A 16,900-nucleotide genomic window follows, 5' to 3' on the forward strand; every position below is an offset into this window, starting at 1 on the left:
GGTTGTAAAAATATGTCAATAAACGCGAATGTTGCAGACAGAGAAGATCCGTTCAAGTAACGGATGCAGTTTGATCGTTTTTAGACGGCTTGAACATCCCGTCTGCATTCTTTTGAACGCAGGTTGCTCGGGGCCGGGAGACTGACGGCGGAAAGGTCCAGCCCCCGCTATGACGAACGGCCCCTGGAGCTTTCCACCGCCGATCACTCACGGTCCGTTTCGTTGTTCGTGCCGGGCCCCGTGACGGTGTCAGCCTGATCCGGGACAGGGACTTCTCAGCGCTTAAAACCTGAAGGAAAACTTGAGCGCACCACTGTGGCTTGAATAGTCGTTGCCGAACGCACCTTCGTATTCCGCGGTCAGATCGAAACCGGAGGTGTGGGTAAATTGTGCGCCGGTTGCCACTCGGCCAACGACATCAGCAAGTGCAAGAGAGCCTTCGAAAGTACCGGAACCCACAGGCGCTTCAATGAGTGCGGCCGAGGTGGTCCAGTTGTCCTCGGAGGAAAAGCTTACGCCCCCCCGCACAAAGCCGCGGGCGACCCAGCCCTCCTGGAGCGCAAGACGTGCACCCAGTTCCAGTGCCGGTGTCGCCACGAACGTAGTCTGGCTCTCACTGTCGACCCGGAGGTTATAGATTCCCGCCCCGCGTTCGTCATAGCCGCTGGTGTAGGTGTTGATCACGTCGAGGTCCACGAAGGGACGCACATAACCCTTTTCATTGCCGAAGGTGTAGGCGGCCCGGATGCGGCCGGCCACAGTTGTCACATCCATATCGCCGTTTGCTGTTCCGCTGAAGCTGGGCAGGTCGATCAGGCGAGTTGTGTTGAAGGTGCCATAGCCAGCCGACACCGCGCCCGCCAGCAGCCATCCTTCCCATTGCCGTTTCAATGCCGCTGCGACGAAGCCGGTGTCGCCTTCCACGTTGGACAAGCCGTCATTGCTGTCATACGAGGCGTTCTCGTAGCCTGCGGCAAAACCAACGAACCAATCGGGGCGCACCTCGAATTGAGCTCCGGCGGCCAGACCGTAGACGTTGCCATCATAGCCAGGGCTGCCGCCTTGTGTGACAGCTGCGGCGCCGACTTTGCTCCAGATACAGGCTTCTTCCTCAAGGATTGCCGTGTCCCCGGCAAACACCGGGCAGCTCAAAACTTTACCGAGACGACCCGAGGCCAGTTGAGCCTGTGCTGCGGCGGCTGCCTGCGAGCCTCCAGGTGCAAGAGCGGACAGAGCTTTTGCAAAAGACTGACCGCTGGTATCGCTTTTCGACAAGCGATCCAAATCTGCGAGCAACCCTCCATAAGGACCACTCCCGGCGTCGAAGATCGCATCCAGGTGAGCCCCCATGTTTCGTTGATTTCGGTTGAACACGCTGAACGCACTTTCAAACCGGGTGTCCGCCACAGATACTTTCACGGAGCCGCCTTCAGTGCGGAGACTGTAGTCGACGGCGGCGGTGTCGGCGGCTTCCAACGACCCGTTGAGAGCGCCAACGACATTCACGACTTCGAGCTCAACATTAGGCGCAAGTGTGCCGGCATCCACCGACAGTTGTCCAGAAAACGTCGCATTTCCTTCAATCGAAAACAGGTCACTCCGCGCGCCAGAAAAATCGACGCCAACCTGCAAGATCCCGCTCTCGCTCTGTGTGAAATCGCCCGAGAGCCGTGTGGTGCCTTTATTACCCCGATCGCCGATTGCCACCGTCCCGGAGTTGGTCAACGTACCGGTATAGACAGTTGCGCCCCGAAGCGTGCCACCGGTGTTGTTCTGGATCAGACCTGCCACCGGGTCGCCATCCGCGTGGAGTCTGATGGATCCGTCGATGACACCGCTGTTGTCCACCAGCAGGGTACTCTCTCCAGAGACGCCTTCGTCATCGAGTGTTTCATGTCGAATTGCGTCGCCTCCGGTGCCGGCAAGAACGAGCGCACCTTCGGTCACTTCAACCGTGTTGTCCGTCGTGCCCCCCGATGTGAGGACCGCCGCGCCGTTCGATCCGGTTCCCCCCGTTACGGTTCCGTTTGTCGTAACATTGATGGCCTGCGTGTTCGCATAACCCGCGCTTTGGGCGTAAATGCCGATCGAGCCTTCACCGCCCGCCGATATGGTACCGGACTGGACAACTGTAACGGCTCCGCCGCTGCCGGTGCCGTCGCCACCCGCAGGCGAAGTCGCGCTACTGCCGGCGTAAACACCGTTGCTGTCTCCGGCGAGACCGCCACCGCCACCGACGGACTGCGCCAGAATTCCGAAGGCGCCGTCGCCGGATGTGGTGATGTCCGCATCGACGTCCACATAGATAGTGCCCCCGGTACCATCGCCGTCTCTTACTCCGATTGAGTCGTTGTTGAACGCCCCGCTGATATCACCCATCAAGCCGCCACCACCGCCGATCGACTGTGCGATGACGGCATGCGCTCCGCGCCCTGTGGTGGTAACTGTGGATCCTGAGTCCAGGGTCACCGACACCTCCGCGCCATTGCCGGTCGTGCCATCAGTGCCGTTGAGAGCCAGGCTACTGATACTGCCGCCGTCAGCACTGCCCGATACGCCACCACCACCGCCAATGGATTGAGCCAGGATGCCGTAGGCGCGGTCGCCAACAGTTTTAATGGTTACGCCGGTGTCGATAGTGACCGTGCCGCCATTGCCGCTGCCTCCGCCGTCGCCACCCAAGGACAGCCTCAGACTGTGGCTATCGTCGTTGTCCGACGCTTCGCTGCTGCCGGCGCCACCGGTGCCGCCGCCACCGCCAATGGATTGGGCGAAAAGAGCAAACGCATCATCGCCCTGCGTGCTGGCCGACAGCCAATCGCCACTTACAGATACCGCGCCGCCGTTGCCGGACGCACCTCCGCTACCACCGATACCGCCACCGACGGCAATCTGGGCATCGGCAGAATCGGAACCGTCCGCGCCGTGGCCACCACCACCGCCAATGCTTTGGAGGAGCATGGCGTGTGCGCCATAGCCCATTGTCGCGACCGAAGCAGCCGTGTCTGTGAGGGTTACTGAAACTTCACCGCCGTTTCCGCCTGTGCCGCCCGTACCGCCCACAGCGAGATCGAGAGAGGCGGTGGCTTCGCTGCCGGCGGCGACGGCAGTCCCGGCCGTGCCGCCACCGCCACCAATGGATTGCATCACGATACCATCGGCCCAATCGCCCTTGGTGGTTACGTTGCCACCGAAGGAAAGGACGGCGCCGCCGCCATTCCCGCCTGTGCCGCCTGTGCCGCCGACGGAAGCCGTGAGCGTGTAGCTTGTGTCTTCGTCGCCGCCCTGGAATCCGCCGTCGTTTTCGTCCCCGTCACCATCATCGCCGGCGTCGCTACCGGCCGAGCCACCGATGCCACCAGAACCGCCGATGGATTGAATAACGATACCGTCGGAATCGCCTCCAGTTGTAGAAACCCAACCCAGGGCGGTAACTTCGGCAGTTCCTGCGGTCGTGCTGTTGCCTCCGGTGCTCCCAACGTTGACGGTGACGGAGGCTGAAAGATCCGACGAGTCGTCGTCGTCGTCACCGCCGGTCTCCCCGGAGGCCGACAGACCGATGTTCCCCCCCTGGCTGGTGCCGCCACCGCCAGTGATCGCCTGCGCCACCACCCCATGTGAGTTTGCGCCGTAGGTTGCAACGGTAGACCCTGTGTCCAGCTCGACGGTGGCACTATTGTTGGAACCTGACGTTCCACCTGTGCCTCCAAGACCGATATTCACCGTGGCATTGAAGCCGCCACCGATTTTGTTGCTGCTGGAACTGCCGACACCGCCGTTGCCGCCGCCGCCACTAATGGTTTGTGCAACGATTGCGTTGGCGTGGTCTCCATAGGTTTGGACGCTGGAGCCTGTATCGATGCCGACGATAACCACATCGGAATTCCCGCCGGACCCGCCGGTGCCACCGATACTGGTAGAGACATCGACCGAAATCGTATCGGCATCGCCGATTGTGTCTGCGAGGGAGGAAGAGCCGCCGCCATCGCCGCCACCGCCGCCGATAGATTGTGCCAGGATACCAAACGCCCCGTCACCGCCTGTCGCAATTTCCGAAGGTTCCTTCGTGCCGGTGAGGCCGACGCTGACATAGTCGCCATTGCCACCGACGCCACCAGACCCACCAACTGCGGTGGAAATCGTAACGGCAAAGGAAACATCTTCACCGGTCGGAGCTGCCAGGGTAATGGCATCCGCCGTCGCTGTGCCGCCGGCGCCGCCACCGCCGCCAATGGATTGGGCAATCACGCCGTGAGAGTCGGTTGCGGACGAATTGGCGGCCGTACCATCAGACCCTTGATAGATACCTGTCGCGATAACGGTACCCTCGTCCAGCAGGACATCGGAAGTCCCGCCGTTGCCACCAGCTCCACCGCTGCCGCCAACGGCGGTCTCGATGCTGATCCCGACGCTGCCATCATATCCCGACGCTGATCCCCCGGTACCGCCACCGCCACCAATCGACTGGTTGACGACGGCCGCCGCATTGGCACCAAGTGTTTTTACAAATGTGCGATTTAGTTCGGTTGTCGCGCTGTCGCCGGTTCCACCGACGCCAGAGTTGCCGCCGACTTGCATAGGAAGAAGTGACAAGGCGTTCTTTGCAAGCGCATTGCCTCCATTGCCGCCACCGCCCCCAATAGACTGGTTAAGCAAGCCTGTGGCGTTGTTGCCTCGCGTTTCGACTTTAAAATCATTGAAGGAAAGCCGGGTTTCGCCGCCGTTGCCGCCGGCGCTCCCAGAAGCGCCCACCTGGAGATTGGTGACCGATGCGATGTCCACACCTGTTGCCGAGCCACCGTTGCCACCGCCACCTCCGATGGATTGAGCCATTGCGCCCACGGCAAAGTCGCCAATGGTTAGGATACTCGCCATGCTCGTCGCCGGTGCCTCGGACCTATCGTCACTTGGCGCATTCGAACAACCAGAAGCGGTGTCGTAGAAATTTGTGACACACACGGACCCGCCGTCGCCACCGGCACTGCCAGAGCCGCCAACACCAGCAAGGCCGATGGAACCGATCGAGAGGTCCAACACATTACCGCCGTTACCGCCGCCGCCACCAATGGATTGCGCCGTGATGCCATGCGAGAACTCGCCTGCAGTGCTCAGCGCGCCGCCGACATGATAGACCTCGACTTCGCCTCCGTTACCGCCGGCGGACCCTGAACCACCAACCACGAATATTCCCGCGCTGCCCGCGGCCGAGCCGCCGCCACCGCCGATGGACTGGGCCACGATCGCCACCGACGCATCGCCGCTGGTTGTCACGTTGTTGTTGTTGGTCGCATAAGCACGCGCGCCGTTGGAACCGGCGCCCGCTTGGCCGCCAATCGACAAGGTACCACCATCAACGCCCGCCACGCCGCCACCGCCGCTCAGCGACTGGACGATGATGCCGTTTGAGCCGTAGCCCCTGGTGACAATAACGCCCGTGTTGTTGACAATTGCCTGTTCGGCAGAACCGCCAGCACCGCCGTCACCGCCGAGCCCCAGGAAGAGCCCCGCGCCAATACCGCCTGTCCCGCCAGATCCACCAATGGACTGCGCGATGATGCCCGCTGCATAGTCACCGCTCGTAGTGACTGCGGAGCCGGATGAGAGTTCCACCTGTCCGGCATCACCACCGTTGCCGCCGTTTCCGCCGGACCCTGCCAGCACACCCGTAAAATTATCTCCTGTGCCACCGCCGCCGCCCACGGAATGCAGCGTGATACCAGAGGCAAAGTCACCGGCCGTGGTCACCGACCCCGAAGTGCTATAAAAGCCGACGTAACCGCCATTGCCCCCAAGTCCGCCGGTCCCGGCATTGCCTCCGCCAAGCGCGCCGATGGATTGGCCCATGACACCGTAGGCCTCATCGCCGGAAGTCGTGATCGAACCGCCAAGGCTCACCTGGATATCACCGCCGGCACCACCTTTCCCACCGGTCGAATCCGTATCGCCATCGCCGTCACCACCTGCGCCGCCTTCGGAGCGAGCGATCAACCCCGATATGCCGTCACCATCGGTCACGATCGTGCCGGAGGGATTGGCGGTGACGGTGCCAGCCGAACCGCCAGCACCGCCTGTGGCCTTGTTGGATGACTCGCCTCCAGCTCCGCCAATCGATATGCCAAGCAATGCAGCAGACTCGCCCTGGATCGGATTTGCTGTGGCCGAAGTATCTACGCGGACTGAACCGCTGTTGTTGATGGTGACTGCCCCGCCGGACGCCCCCGCACCACCATCGTCGCTATTGTCATTCGACTCCGTTCCACTACCGCCCTCGCTGCGGGCGTAGAGGCCAGCAACGCCACTGGAACCGGTTGCACGCTCGCTATAAAAAACGTTGACTGTACCTTCGTTGGTTATGGTGACGGATCCGCCTTGACCACCAGGACCGTTGTCGTCACCACCGGTCCCTCCCTGGCTCACCGCTTCAATGGCACGGCCCACATTTTCACCGGACACGGGTGCGCCATCGCTGCCGAACGAGATGGTCCCGCTCGCCGAATTCGTCACCGAGACGGTATTCCCGTCACCAGCCTGACCGCCATACTGATCACCGATCACCAGGCTTGAGTTTTGGTCGCCGCCGGCGCCACCGTTGCTGTGCGCGCGTATGCCCCGAAGTTCTGCGTTGACGTCCTGCGTTGCGGATGGGTCGATGATGATGCTGGCATTGTTGGTGATGGTCACGGTGCCGCCGTTAGCACCCGAACCTCCGGTACCATTGTCGTCCGGCGTCGCGCCGCTTCCACCGTTGCTGAGGATCTCGATAGGTGCGATTTCAGTGACCGTGTCTGACTGAGATGCGGTGCCCGTTGCTGTGATGTTGCCATTGTTGATGACCGTGAGTGACGGTCCGGCAACGCCGTTTACTCCATCATCGGTAGTTCCGTTCAAGCCGAAGAAATGAAGATACAGCTCATTGCTGTTTTCCTCATAACTCGCGGCGTCAGTGTTCTGCGAGAGCGTCGCATTGTTTTCGAGTGTCATCGAGACGCCGGACTCAAAACCGTACTGGACGATCGAGACACCGCTTGTGGTGCCTGAGTCCAAGGTGCAGTTCACCGGACCGTTGTTGGGTACGGGATATGTACAATCATTGGCGTGGCCAGGGAGTGCATAAATGAGAGCAAGCACAGATGTTGAAACCAACATTCCTTGCTTGGCTGCACAGGCGCGAACGTTGCTCTTGTTCTTGTCGTTATCGTCAAAACGGCGAGCGGACAGCATGCGGCACATCATTTAAGGGAACTCCGGAAACAAAATTCAGTCGCATAGGCGTGGGTCGGTTATGCGAAGCCTCAATGCGCAATCCATTTCATTTCGGTCGAACACACTGCAAGTTTGGATCGATGAATTGACAAAAACACTCGACGAAACAGCATTTTCAGCATTGCTTGAAAGTACCGTGAGCGCCCTTTGTGTTGACTGCCGCGCAATTACCTCGCATGCTCGCCCGGCGCGAGCGCAGTACGTAAAACTGCGGATCCTCTTTTTCGACCCCACGTGAGAACGAACCGACCGATGCGCGGTGCTCAATTGAAGAACGATCCCTGGGACAACTCGCTGGCGCCTGCAGACGAATATGAATTCGACAACCCTGGAACAGCGCTACTGGAAGTTGGCTTTCCTCTCCTGAAAGCACATACGACCGCGTGGCTCTTCCTCGCTTCGATTGGGTTTCTCGCCCGCGTCGTGCTTTACAACGATACGCTTCTCGCCGCGCAGATGACGCTGACGTTGGACTCTCTCGGTTTCTTGATGACCGCTGGCTTCCATATGACCGCTGTCCGCCTTGGGGTCGTCAGGATAAGCCCTCGTTTCGCGTTCTTTGGCTTTACGTTCTGCGTCGTTGCCGCTGGCGTTCAGATGTTGATCGGCGGAGGGATCCTCGCCTCTTTCGAAAAGACCTTGCCTTGGCGCGATGGCGGCGTTGCCGCGATCCCTGGCGCCTATTATTTCGCAATTTTTGTATGCTGGTTTTCGCTCTACGCCTGGATGATTTCCTGGAGCAAGGCGCGCGCTGCTGAAACCCGCCGTATCCTCGCGGAAACCAATGCAACACGTGCCGAGTTGCATCGTCTGCGTACTCAGCTCGACCCGCATTTTCTTTACAACACGCTGAACACGATTGCGGCGGAGATCCACTATAATCCAGACGGCGCGCTTGAAATGATCCGCAACACCGCGGCTTTCCTGCGCCATAACCTGGAGGAACATCAGCGCCCGGTCTGTTCTCTCGCCGAAGAAATCGATAGTTTGCGCACTTATCTCAGGATCCAGGAAGGCCGGTTCGAAGTGCCATTTCTGATGGGCCTCGATGTCACTCCTTTTGCGGCACAACACCTGTTGCCCCGATGGACCCTCCAGCTACTGGTTGAGAACGCCTTCAAGCACGGCTACACGTCGGACCTGAACCTCCGAGTTTCGGCACACAAGGACGATAAGGGTCTGCTCCTGCAGGTTCGAAACGCAGGTCAACTGATCCCGGGCAAGACCGATACGGGCATTGGCCTCTCAAATTTACAGCGCCGCCTCGACCTGCATTTCCCGAACCGTCACCGATTTCAGTTGCGTCATGATGGAGACGAAGTTGTTGCAGAGCTCACGCTCTCGGGTGAACCATGCTTCGCGTGATTGTCGTTGATGATGAACCGCCGGCGCGGCGTCTTCTGAGCCGCATGTGCAATGCCCATGATGCAGTGGAAGTGGTCGGCACGGGCGCTTCGATGGCGGAAGCCAAGACACTGCTGGAAACGCACGCTCCTGATGCAGCCTTCCTCGACATAAACCTCGGGATGGGTAAACCAGACGGGTTTGCGATACTGCGTGCGGATGAAAATCCGTACGATTTTGTTTTCGTCACAGCGCATGCAGATCATGCGGTACGTGCATTTGACCATGGAGCGGCGGACTATTTGCTGAAACCAGTCGAGCCCGAGCGCCTTGAGCGGGCCATCGATCGCCTTATCGTACGGCAAAGGGAGCGGCGTGCGGTCTCCCCAGGTGCCAGTGACGAACGTATAGCAATCCGTGTCGATGGTGCGACGCAGTTCTTGTTGCTCAATGAAATTGCGATGCTGCAAGCGGAAGGTGATTACACACGGGTTCATCTGACGCGTGGCCGTGTGATCCTTGTGAGCCGGCGATTGGGTCAGTTTGAAGTCGAGATCGAACACCGCGAACTGGTGCGCATCTCCCGTTCGATTATCATAAACAGCAGCACCATTGAGGCCATCAAACACGACGCTGGTGGCAAACAGGCAGTCACATTACGCGGTCAAACCGAACCCGTGATCATCGGTCGAACCGCCGCCCGACGCCTGCGCGCCTGGTCCAAGGGTTAGCCAATTCAGGCGTTGGCGTCCGGTGCCCCTGCGTCCTCCGATTTTGTACGCGTTGCCTTGCGCGCTGGTTAGGTTGTCAAGCCCGTTGCAGATGAACTAAATGTTGGTTGTATGCGCAAACATTTCTACTCTAGGGGCACAGCCAAGTTTCAAGGACATTGCCCCATACGTGGCATTCAATCGGGGATTTGTATGAGGCCAAAGGTACTGAACCAAATATTTTGGGCTTCGGTTTTCTTGTCTTTTTCGTCTGCCAACACAGCGTTTGCGGATCAGCTGCTCGGTAATTGGCAACGAGGAGACCTGATTTTTCAGGAGACGCGCAACTTTGAAGCGGAAATGCTTAAAGCTGCCACTGGCAGCAGATTGACCCATGTTGGAATCCTGCGTGCTTCTGGTGGCGGCCCCATTGTCGTCGAAGCAACGTCGGACGGCGATGTTTACGAATCAGAGTTAGATGTATTCTTGCAACGCGGAGTTGGACATGACTACGAAATATACCGGATCAAGAATTTAACCCCACCCAAAGATTGGTATCACCCGATCGTACTTGCTGCGACAGATTATTTTAACTGGGAGTATGACCTCTATTACAGAAAAGGTGAATCAGAAATCTATAGTAGCGAATTAGTATACCTGAGCGCAAAGAAGATCGGCATTGAACTTGGCGGCTATGAGCGCTTAGGCGATCTGAATGTTGAGAACGAGGCCGCCCGGTCTTTCTTTCTTAATCACTGGAAGGAACATCCTGATTGCAAGGAACTTGGATCAAGTCGTGAGGATTGTTGGTCTCTAATTAAAGACCAGCTCGTCATCACGCCTGCCAGCCTAGCACGCAGCCAACAGCTGGAGCTTGTTGTCTCAACTTTTGCTAAGAACTGAAAAGATTACTGACTGACGCGAAAGACTTGTCAGAATTCTATTCCTTGGCGAAAAATTTCGGCTGGCGTTTTATATCCGAGGCATTTCCTTGGAGTGTTGTTCAACCGATCGATCAGGGGTCGTATCGGTTCCTCAGGAACTGACAAAACATCGCTCCCGAAAAGCAGGCAGCTTAGCGCCTTTGTTGCAGTTCGGGATAGAATGTGCCCCGTGTGAGCGATACTTGAAGTGCGACTTCTGCGGATTGCAAGGGTAGGGGGCGTTCACTCATTGCGCCAGCATCTTCTCCCTGAAGACTTCGGCCGGCGTCTTCCAACCAAGGCATTTCCGGGGCGTCGCATTGAGCCGGTCACAGATCCCTTTCAACTCAAGATCGGTGACCCGGCTCATATTGAGTTTGCGGGGAAGCCATCGTCGGGCACGTCGGTTGGTGTTTTCCACGGTGCCTTTCTGCCAGGGGGCAGATGGATCACAGAACCAGGTTTGTGTACCGATTTCCGCTTGAAGATGCGGCCAGGCCACAAACTCGGTTCCTCGATCGAACGTGATGGATTTTCGGGAACGGATTGGCAGGTGGCGGATCGCATCGATGACCTTGCCAAGCACCAAATGTGTTCTTCTGTTGTCATTCTTTAAAAGCAAGGTGAACCGGGTGACGCGTTCCACCAGGGACGTAACGTTGCCAGAACCAAAGTGCTGTTTGAACAGCATTAAATCACCTTCCCAGTGCCCGAACTCCTGCCGATGTGCCACGGCATCTGGCCGGAACAAGATGCTGACGTCACGATGGAATTTGGGTGGCAGGCGCTTTCTCGCTCGTCTGGGCTTTCGAGACTTTCGATGTGTCGGCAAGTACCACCACAGCTCCTGGGCAAGGCCTTCCTTCGAATAGATATAACGGTAGATCGTTTCCTGGCAGACCCGGTGGGAGGCGCCTTCGTATCTCATGCGTCCGGCAATCTGTTCCGGCGTCCAGCCATCCTTGATGCGATCGGTCACAAGATGACGCAGATCCGAATGCTTGATCAGTTTTCGTTTTCGTGACCGACGCGTGGCGCATTCCTGGTGGGCCGCCACAGCAAAATAGCCGACGATGTCCGGCAACTGTTCATCTTGAAAATGGTTGCGTTTCAATTCTCGAAAAATCGTTGATCGGTGCCGCCCAAGGATCTTCGCCATTCGGCAAGGTGACACTTTCGCCTGGCGCCAGCGTTCAATCTTGCGGCGCTCCTCCAGCGTCAGGTGGCTGTATTTTGATCCCATGACACAATCCTCCTGTTTGATAACCTATTGGTTTCAAACAGAAGTCGCACTTGGGAATAGCGCGCACCCGCTCACAAGCGAGAATCGCGTAATTTTGATTATGGAATATTTTTAGTGTGGGCGACATTTCGGAATGCCGCCCGCACCATTCTGGTCACGATGTCAGTTTGCAGGCGTAACGTTTCTATCCGCTTCGGAATCAATCAGCGCCTCAGGAGCTTTCTCAACCGGTGCATTGTTCAGATCCTCAGCGGTTGCCGGCCTGGTTTCATCCACGCTTTCATCAGCTGGAACGGGGCGATATGCAGCTTCCTCGAAGGGCTCCAGCGCATCCAGCTTTTCTGCGGTCGTTTCAACCACCAGCACCTCGCTATCGTTGCGATCTTCGAACTTCACAAGGCCGTACTCGATCGCGACGTTTTTCTCGCCCAGGCCAAGAAAGCCTCCAACTCCGATCACGATTGCCTGAATCTGACCGTCAGGACCCACAGTGAAGTCGTTGACGTCGCCAATTGCTTCAGACTCTTCACTCGTACCATTGTAGACCGTTCGGCCAAGCAGATCCGTGGCAAGGTGTCCTTCGGCCTTTTTCACCATCTGAACGGGCTCAGGGGTGGCAGGAGTTGCCGGCACGGTAGTCGTAGGTACTTCAGTCGAGCTTTGCGCATACGCACCGCCGACCATGAACAGTCCGATTGCGGACGCAGTGACAAGTTCACGTAGCATTGTAACTCTCCCAGATTGAAGTCGCCGGTATCTGACAGGGATGAGGCGACGATATGGGAGTAACGCCTCGGAAACCGCCGAGTTCCGGCGCATTTCAAGATTGAAACAGAATGTGAATGTACTGCTTTCATTTGCAGCCATAAATTGAATCAGCGATCGGGGGTACAGGGCACCCCAAAGACACATAACTGTGCCAACAGAGGATTTTCTGTGAGACGATCGTCAATCACCGAAGATTTTTCAGCGCCGTGGACATCTTTGAAGACCGACGCAATTCCGGCGGAAAAGGTGCTCGCTAACTTGCCGACAGGCCTGGGTTTGCAGAACAACCGAATGCCTGAAGCCCTCTGAGACACAGACGCCAGGAAGTTGACCAGTTATATTGTAGCAAGGGGATGCCTCGAGCCCGATCCACAAAAGATAGCCACGTTGCAAGTCCGCGAGACGCGGTTCTTATCAACTCGGCGGTTATGAAATCAGTGTATTCCCACAGCAAAAGTGGAACTCATTCCATATGCATATCCATGTTCACATGATCAGCGGAAGAGATATTAATTCAATCAACTCTGATACTTAGAGATATATATTTCGAAACCTAGGTAACTTTCGCAAGGTATCATTGCGTACTGTTGCATTAACCTTTTCGGAATCAAGTTCACTCAGTTTCATCCCGTCAGACCGACAGCAAGCGACCTCAAGCTCTCGATAATAGAACATGCGCACACCGAGTTACCTACTGGCAGTTTCCGTAATCAAGGGCGTAATCACAGGCACTGCGGCAGCGGCCTCCGCAACAGTCACGCCTGTTCACGCTGAGAATATCAAACCTTACGTCTGGTCTTTTTCAAAGCCATCTGAAAGTTCCTACAACATGACGGTAGGCGCTCAGCTTCCTGTTCCGGGCCGGCCTGCATTTGGATCGGATATCAACATGCCAGCAGCTTTGCCCAGGCATGTGCTCAATGCGCCACGCAGCTACGTACCGAGTGGAACGCTATGGACACGACTGCGTTTCGAAGACGACTACAAATTGGCAGGAATGGACGAGACGGACCTGACCTTGCGCTTTGACCCGGACAACGACCTTGCATCGACCAGATTCACTGCAGGAAAGAAAATCAAACTCACAAGGCACGCCAACCTGATCTTGCGAGATTCCTATTCTTTCCAGACGCCCGGTTTCGAGACGAATGACATTGACTGGAATACCACCAAGAGCGTGGAAGTGTCTCTGGGCCCGACCGCGACAGTCTTGGCAGCGGAATTCAACAACTCAAAAGACGACGCCGTGTGGCACTCGAGCGTTTCGTTGCAACAACCCTTGACCAAAGCCTTCACACTTCGGGCAAGCATCAGGGAAATACAGACACAAAATCCCAGTTCGGTTTTCAAGGCTCGGTATTCCCGCACTTGGTAACTGTGCCCTTTGCCACATCGGGAAACTATTCCAATTCCAGGTGCTCCGCTATCAATTGCCCGAGCCAGGTTTCACTCAGGACATCATCGCCGCCTTTCAGAAAAGCGCGCGCCTCCACCGGGTCACGCCCGTCGATCTTGACATCGAACGTCAAGCGCCAACGATCCGTACCGACGACAGGTTGAACGAAAAGATTTATTGGCTCACCCTTGGAAAGCTCCACAACGGCCTCAACCTCGTCCTTCTTCTTCATCCCGTTCAAGGATTTGCCCTGGAATTCGACCACGACTTTCATCTGGTCCTTCGGTCGAGGTTGTCCTGGAATTCCTCCCTGGCCGATACGGGTTGCGAAAACCCGGGCACCGGACTGAGGCAGCGGATGCTGATCACGCCATGTCATCTGGTAGGAAAACGTACATTCGTCACCCGCTTTCGGCAGTTCGTCCGGTAAAAAATAAGCGACTATGTTGTCATAGATCTCGTCGTCCGTGGGGATCTCCACCAGTTGAACCACACCCTTTCCAAAAGGTTCGTCAGGTTCGATCCAGACGGACGGTCGACGATCATAAAACACTCCGTCATCCTGAAAATTCTCAAACTCCCGGTCTCGTTGTGCGAGGCCAAATCCTCTCACATTGTCCGCCCGAAAGGTGGACGTGCGAACCTCGGACGGGTTGTTGAGGGGCCGCCATATCATCTCTCCCGACTGGCTAATCATCGCAAGACCATCGGTATCGTGCACTTCAGGGCGCCAATCCCGGCCTTTCAGGCGATTGGACTCAGAGTACCAGTACATGCTTGTGAGTGGCGCTATTCCCAGTCTTTCCACGGACTTTCGGAAGAATAGGTGGCTTGTCACATCCATGACCTGCCCACTGCCCTCCTCATTTTTCATGTGCATTCGATAGGCGCCGGCGACAGATGGGCTATCAAGAAGTGCATAGACAACCAAACCGTCATCTGTCGATGCGGATGGTTCGAACCAGAATTCCGTAAATCTGGGAAATTCCTCCGGCATCGAAAGTCCGGTGTTAAGGGCAAGTCCGCGCGCCGACTGCCCATACTGGCGAGACTGGCCATCTGTCCTGAAGTAGGATGCACCCAGGAAGGAAACCCAGTCGGTTTTCAAATCTTCCCGCATGACGCGGAACCCGGCAAATCCGAGATTTTCGGGCAACTTTCGCGCCGGACTGTCGTGCGGCATGTCGAAATAGTCAGGTGAATAGAGAATTTCTCGGGAAACGCCATCAGCGACTTCGTTCAGCTTGACCGGTTGCTTGAAGAAGCGGCCCAGGTGAAAAAACTGAATTGGGACGCCTGGTACCAGCTCCAGGGTGGCCGACTTGCGAAAGCTGATCTTCCAATGCGCGTCGTAGTCAATTTCCTCCAGAAGATCTTCAGATCGCACTTTTTGCGCTTCATACGGTCTTGTCCCGAGTTCCCGAGCCTTCGCGATCACCGTCGCAAAACTGAATTCTTCAGGGTCTCCCCGGTGGTTCTTCAGTTCACTGGATTTCGCGTAAGCGCCTTGGACAAATGCCATGAAAAAAAGTGCAATGAAAACAGATCTGCTCATGAAGTTTCCAGTCGGTCTTGCTTCGTTGTCGTTGAAAGACGAACGAACGGACAATTTAGTTCATGGTGCAAAACACCGGGCTTCCAGGTGGGGAACAGGATCGCAGGAATGAGGCGTCGTTTTGACAAAAGTCAGCCATGCGTAAGGCAAGTTTATGAAGGCTCGAATCCAGCGCCGCCTACGTGCCCTGCAGCGATTACCCGTGTTCGTGCAGGATCAGCACTCCCGGGAAGACCACAAAGTTTCAAGATCCCTTCATTTTGGCGCCCCCTGCCCGGAAGCAGTACTCGCACAAGAGGATCCCGCTCCCCGCGGCGCCCGATCAGCGCGCAGCGAGGCCGAACAGGGATTTTGCCAGCGCAAGTTTGCCTTCGGTCGCCCGTTCACAACATGCCCGGAAGTAACCGCCCGGCGAGCTGATTTTTTCCGGATCCCGCAAGGCCTTTTCGGCCACCATCGCAAGAATCGCCGCAGCAACATGCCGCCCCAGCCTTCCGCAGGCTTCGGTAAAGCCTTTTTCACTTAATCCGATACCGATCCTCAGCACGTCGGTTGCGGCAATGAGGTCCGGCCAGCTTTTGAGAGATAGCCCAAAATCGCCTTGGATCGACGTACATGCGCTTTCCAGCAAAGAGATCGAAACAGCGTCCAGGGTTTCCGATCGGACAAAATCCGCCTTACCGGAGCCTTTCTGCAGTGTATATCCCCTGTTGGAGCCCCCACCCCGCTCCGCTTGCTCCCTTTCAGGAGCTATTTCGGCGCCGTAGGCGACGTTAGTTTTATTTTTGATTTCATCTGCGTGAGCAGATGTCCGGTTATTTGAACAAGAGTCTGGTGAGTTTGTATTAAATATAGGGGTGACATTGATGTCATCTTCGCATGACGAATCCCCATTTTTATGTGCAGTTGACTGCGTATTGGAGGCCTCCTTCAGAGCTTCCATCACCAGGTCGTAAAGGTCCAGCAACGCCTGAGCTTTTGCCTGAACATCAGTCTCCGCGTCCAGAATAGCTGCCATCTGATCCAGGAAGTCTGTCAGGTCGACGTCTTTCGTTGCATCGACGATGTCGACAATCGCCCTGGAGATCCTCATGACCGTCCGTTTGGCTTCCCGGACGGCATTGAGATGAGCCTGCCATTCGTCGGCCTGGCGCTTGATTTCGCGGTATCGCACTCTTGCCGGCGTGAAATCGAGACCATAGGCAAAGGTAATGTCGCCACTGTCGTTGCGGTGCACCCACCTGCGGCCGGTCGAACTGTCCCTGTAGGCAAGAATACGGGCCTCGACCAGCTGCTTGATGGCGCGAATGACCGTTCGTTCACTCTTGCCGACATATGAGGCAAGCTTCTCATTGGAGATGGCAACAACGGGCCTGTTGTCCCCTTTCCAGTCGTCCGGCTTTGACAGGCCAAGCAGGATGTCCAGGACATGATAGGCTGTCGACGTGAGACCGATCGGCTGGGCCGCACGTTTCAAGGCAATAGCGACTTCGGATTTTCCAATATCGGGAATGTCGTTCGACATTGCCAGACGCTGGGACGCAAGTATCCCCGGCGTCACCTTCCGGAAGGAAGAGACGTTCGAAACAGCAGGCATGACAACCTCCGTTCACCGACACGAGCCAACGTGCGGCGTTATGCGTTTCAGGAGGTTCAACTTCGGGAAATCGGCAGAAATCCACCGTTCACACAAGATGG

General features: G+C 56.8%; 9 protein-coding genes. 4 read left to right on the forward strand and 5 right to left on the reverse strand.

All coding sequences use genetic code 11. From position 1 onward, the window contains the following. Nucleotides 1-282: 282 nt before the first annotated feature. Complete coding sequence (locus tag FIV05_RS29955) at nt 283-6,981, reverse strand: autotransporter outer membrane beta-barrel domain-containing protein (protein ID WP_152512337.1); 6,699 nt, start codon at nt 6,979-6,981, stop codon at nt 283-285. A 534-nt stretch (nt 6,982-7,515) separates the two neighbouring features. On the opposite strand from FIV05_RS29955, the gene FIV05_RS29960 reads away from it, so the two are divergent. The 3 genes from FIV05_RS29960 (at nt 7,516) to FIV05_RS29970 (ending at nt 10,220) form a co-directional block, all read left to right on the forward strand. Beyond that, nucleotides 7,516-8,628 (forward strand): histidine kinase, encoded by a 1,113-nt coding sequence (locus FIV05_RS29960; RefSeq protein ID WP_152512336.1) that lies wholly within the window; start codon nt 7,516-7,518, stop codon nt 8,626-8,628. Then, nucleotides 8,616-9,338 carry a LytTR family DNA-binding domain-containing protein gene (locus FIV05_RS29965; protein WP_152512335.1) on the forward strand — a complete coding sequence of 241 codons (723 nt, stop codon included), beginning with the start codon at nt 8,616-8,618 and terminating at the stop codon, nt 9,336-9,338. Before FIV05_RS29960 ends, FIV05_RS29965 begins: the two co-directional genes overlap by 13 nt. A 192-nt stretch (nt 9,339-9,530) precedes the next feature. Then, nucleotides 9,531-10,220: a YiiX/YebB-like N1pC/P60 family cysteine hydrolase gene (locus tag FIV05_RS29970; RefSeq protein WP_173014010.1), complete on the forward strand. Its 690-nt coding sequence runs from the start codon at nt 9,531-9,533 to the stop codon at nt 10,218-10,220. 267 nt (nt 10,221-10,487) lie between these two features. On the opposite strand, the gene FIV05_RS29975 is transcribed toward FIV05_RS29970, so the two are convergent. Both FIV05_RS29975 and FIV05_RS29980 read right to left on the reverse strand, forming a co-directional pair. Continuing rightward, on the reverse strand, nt 10,488-11,483 hold the full coding sequence (locus FIV05_RS29975; RefSeq protein ID WP_077294751.1) for an IS30 family transposase: 996 nt from the start codon (nt 11,481-11,483) through the stop codon (nt 10,488-10,490). A gap of 162 nt (nt 11,484-11,645) precedes the next feature. After that, entirely contained in the window at nt 11,646-12,167 is a 522-nt protein-coding gene (locus FIV05_RS29980; RefSeq protein ID WP_173014633.1) for a PRC-barrel domain-containing protein, read from the reverse strand. 757 nt (nt 12,168-12,924) lie between these two features. On the opposite strand from FIV05_RS29980, the gene FIV05_RS29985 reads away from it, so the two are divergent. Beyond that, nucleotides 12,925-13,626 carry a hypothetical protein gene (locus tag FIV05_RS29985; protein ID WP_152512332.1) on the forward strand — a complete coding sequence of 234 codons (702 nt, stop codon included), beginning with the start codon at nt 12,925-12,927 and terminating at the stop codon, nt 13,624-13,626. 25 nt (nt 13,627-13,651) lie between these two features. Here the strand turns inward: FIV05_RS29985 and FIV05_RS29990 are convergent, their stop codons facing one another. After that, complete coding sequence (locus FIV05_RS29990; RefSeq protein ID WP_152512331.1) at nt 13,652-15,202, reverse strand: glucan biosynthesis protein; 1,551 nt, start codon at nt 15,200-15,202, stop codon at nt 13,652-13,654. 322 nt (nt 15,203-15,524) lie between these two features. Then, the gene (gene repC, locus FIV05_RS29995) at nt 15,525-16,799 is read right to left on the reverse strand and encodes a plasmid replication protein RepC (protein ID WP_152512330.1); all 1,275 of its coding nucleotides are present in this window, start codon (nt 16,797-16,799) and stop codon (nt 15,525-15,527) included. Nucleotides 16,800-16,900: the final 101 nt, after the last annotated feature.

The sequence above is a fragment of the Labrenzia sp. THAF191a genome (assembly GCF_009363335.1).
GTDB classification, from domain to species: domain Bacteria; phylum Pseudomonadota; class Alphaproteobacteria; order Rhizobiales; family Stappiaceae; genus Roseibium; species Roseibium algicola.

What these genes read in the sequence shown, in the direction of transcription:
- FIV05_RS29955 (WP_152512337.1), bottom strand. Translation starts at nt 6,981, where the DNA reads ATGACACTCGAAAACAATGCGACGCTCTCGCAGAACACTGACGCCGCG.
- FIV05_RS29960 (WP_152512336.1), top strand. Translation starts at nt 7,516, where the DNA reads ATGCGCGGTGCTCAATTGAAGAACGATCCCTGGGACAACTCGCTGGCG.
- FIV05_RS29965 (WP_152512335.1), top strand. Translation starts at nt 8,616, where the DNA reads ATGCTTCGCGTGATTGTCGTTGATGATGAACCGCCGGCGCGGCGTCTT.
- FIV05_RS29970 (WP_173014010.1), top strand. Translation starts at nt 9,531, where the DNA reads ATGAGGCCAAAGGTACTGAACCAAATATTTTGGGCTTCGGTTTTCTTG.
- FIV05_RS29975 (WP_077294751.1), bottom strand. Translation starts at nt 11,483, where the DNA reads ATGGGATCAAAATACAGCCACCTGACGCTGGAGGAGCGCCGCAAGATT.
- FIV05_RS29980 (WP_173014633.1), bottom strand. Translation starts at nt 12,167, where the DNA reads ATGGTCGGCGGTGCGTATGCGCAAAGCTCGACTGAAGTACCTACGACT.
- FIV05_RS29985 (WP_152512332.1), top strand. Translation starts at nt 12,925, where the DNA reads ATGCGCACACCGAGTTACCTACTGGCAGTTTCCGTAATCAAGGGCGTA.
- FIV05_RS29990 (WP_152512331.1), bottom strand. Translation starts at nt 15,202, where the DNA reads ATGAGCAGATCTGTTTTCATTGCACTTTTTTTCATGGCATTTGTCCAA.
- repC (WP_152512330.1), bottom strand. Translation starts at nt 16,799, where the DNA reads ATGCCTGCTGTTTCGAACGTCTCTTCCTTCCGGAAGGTGACGCCGGGG.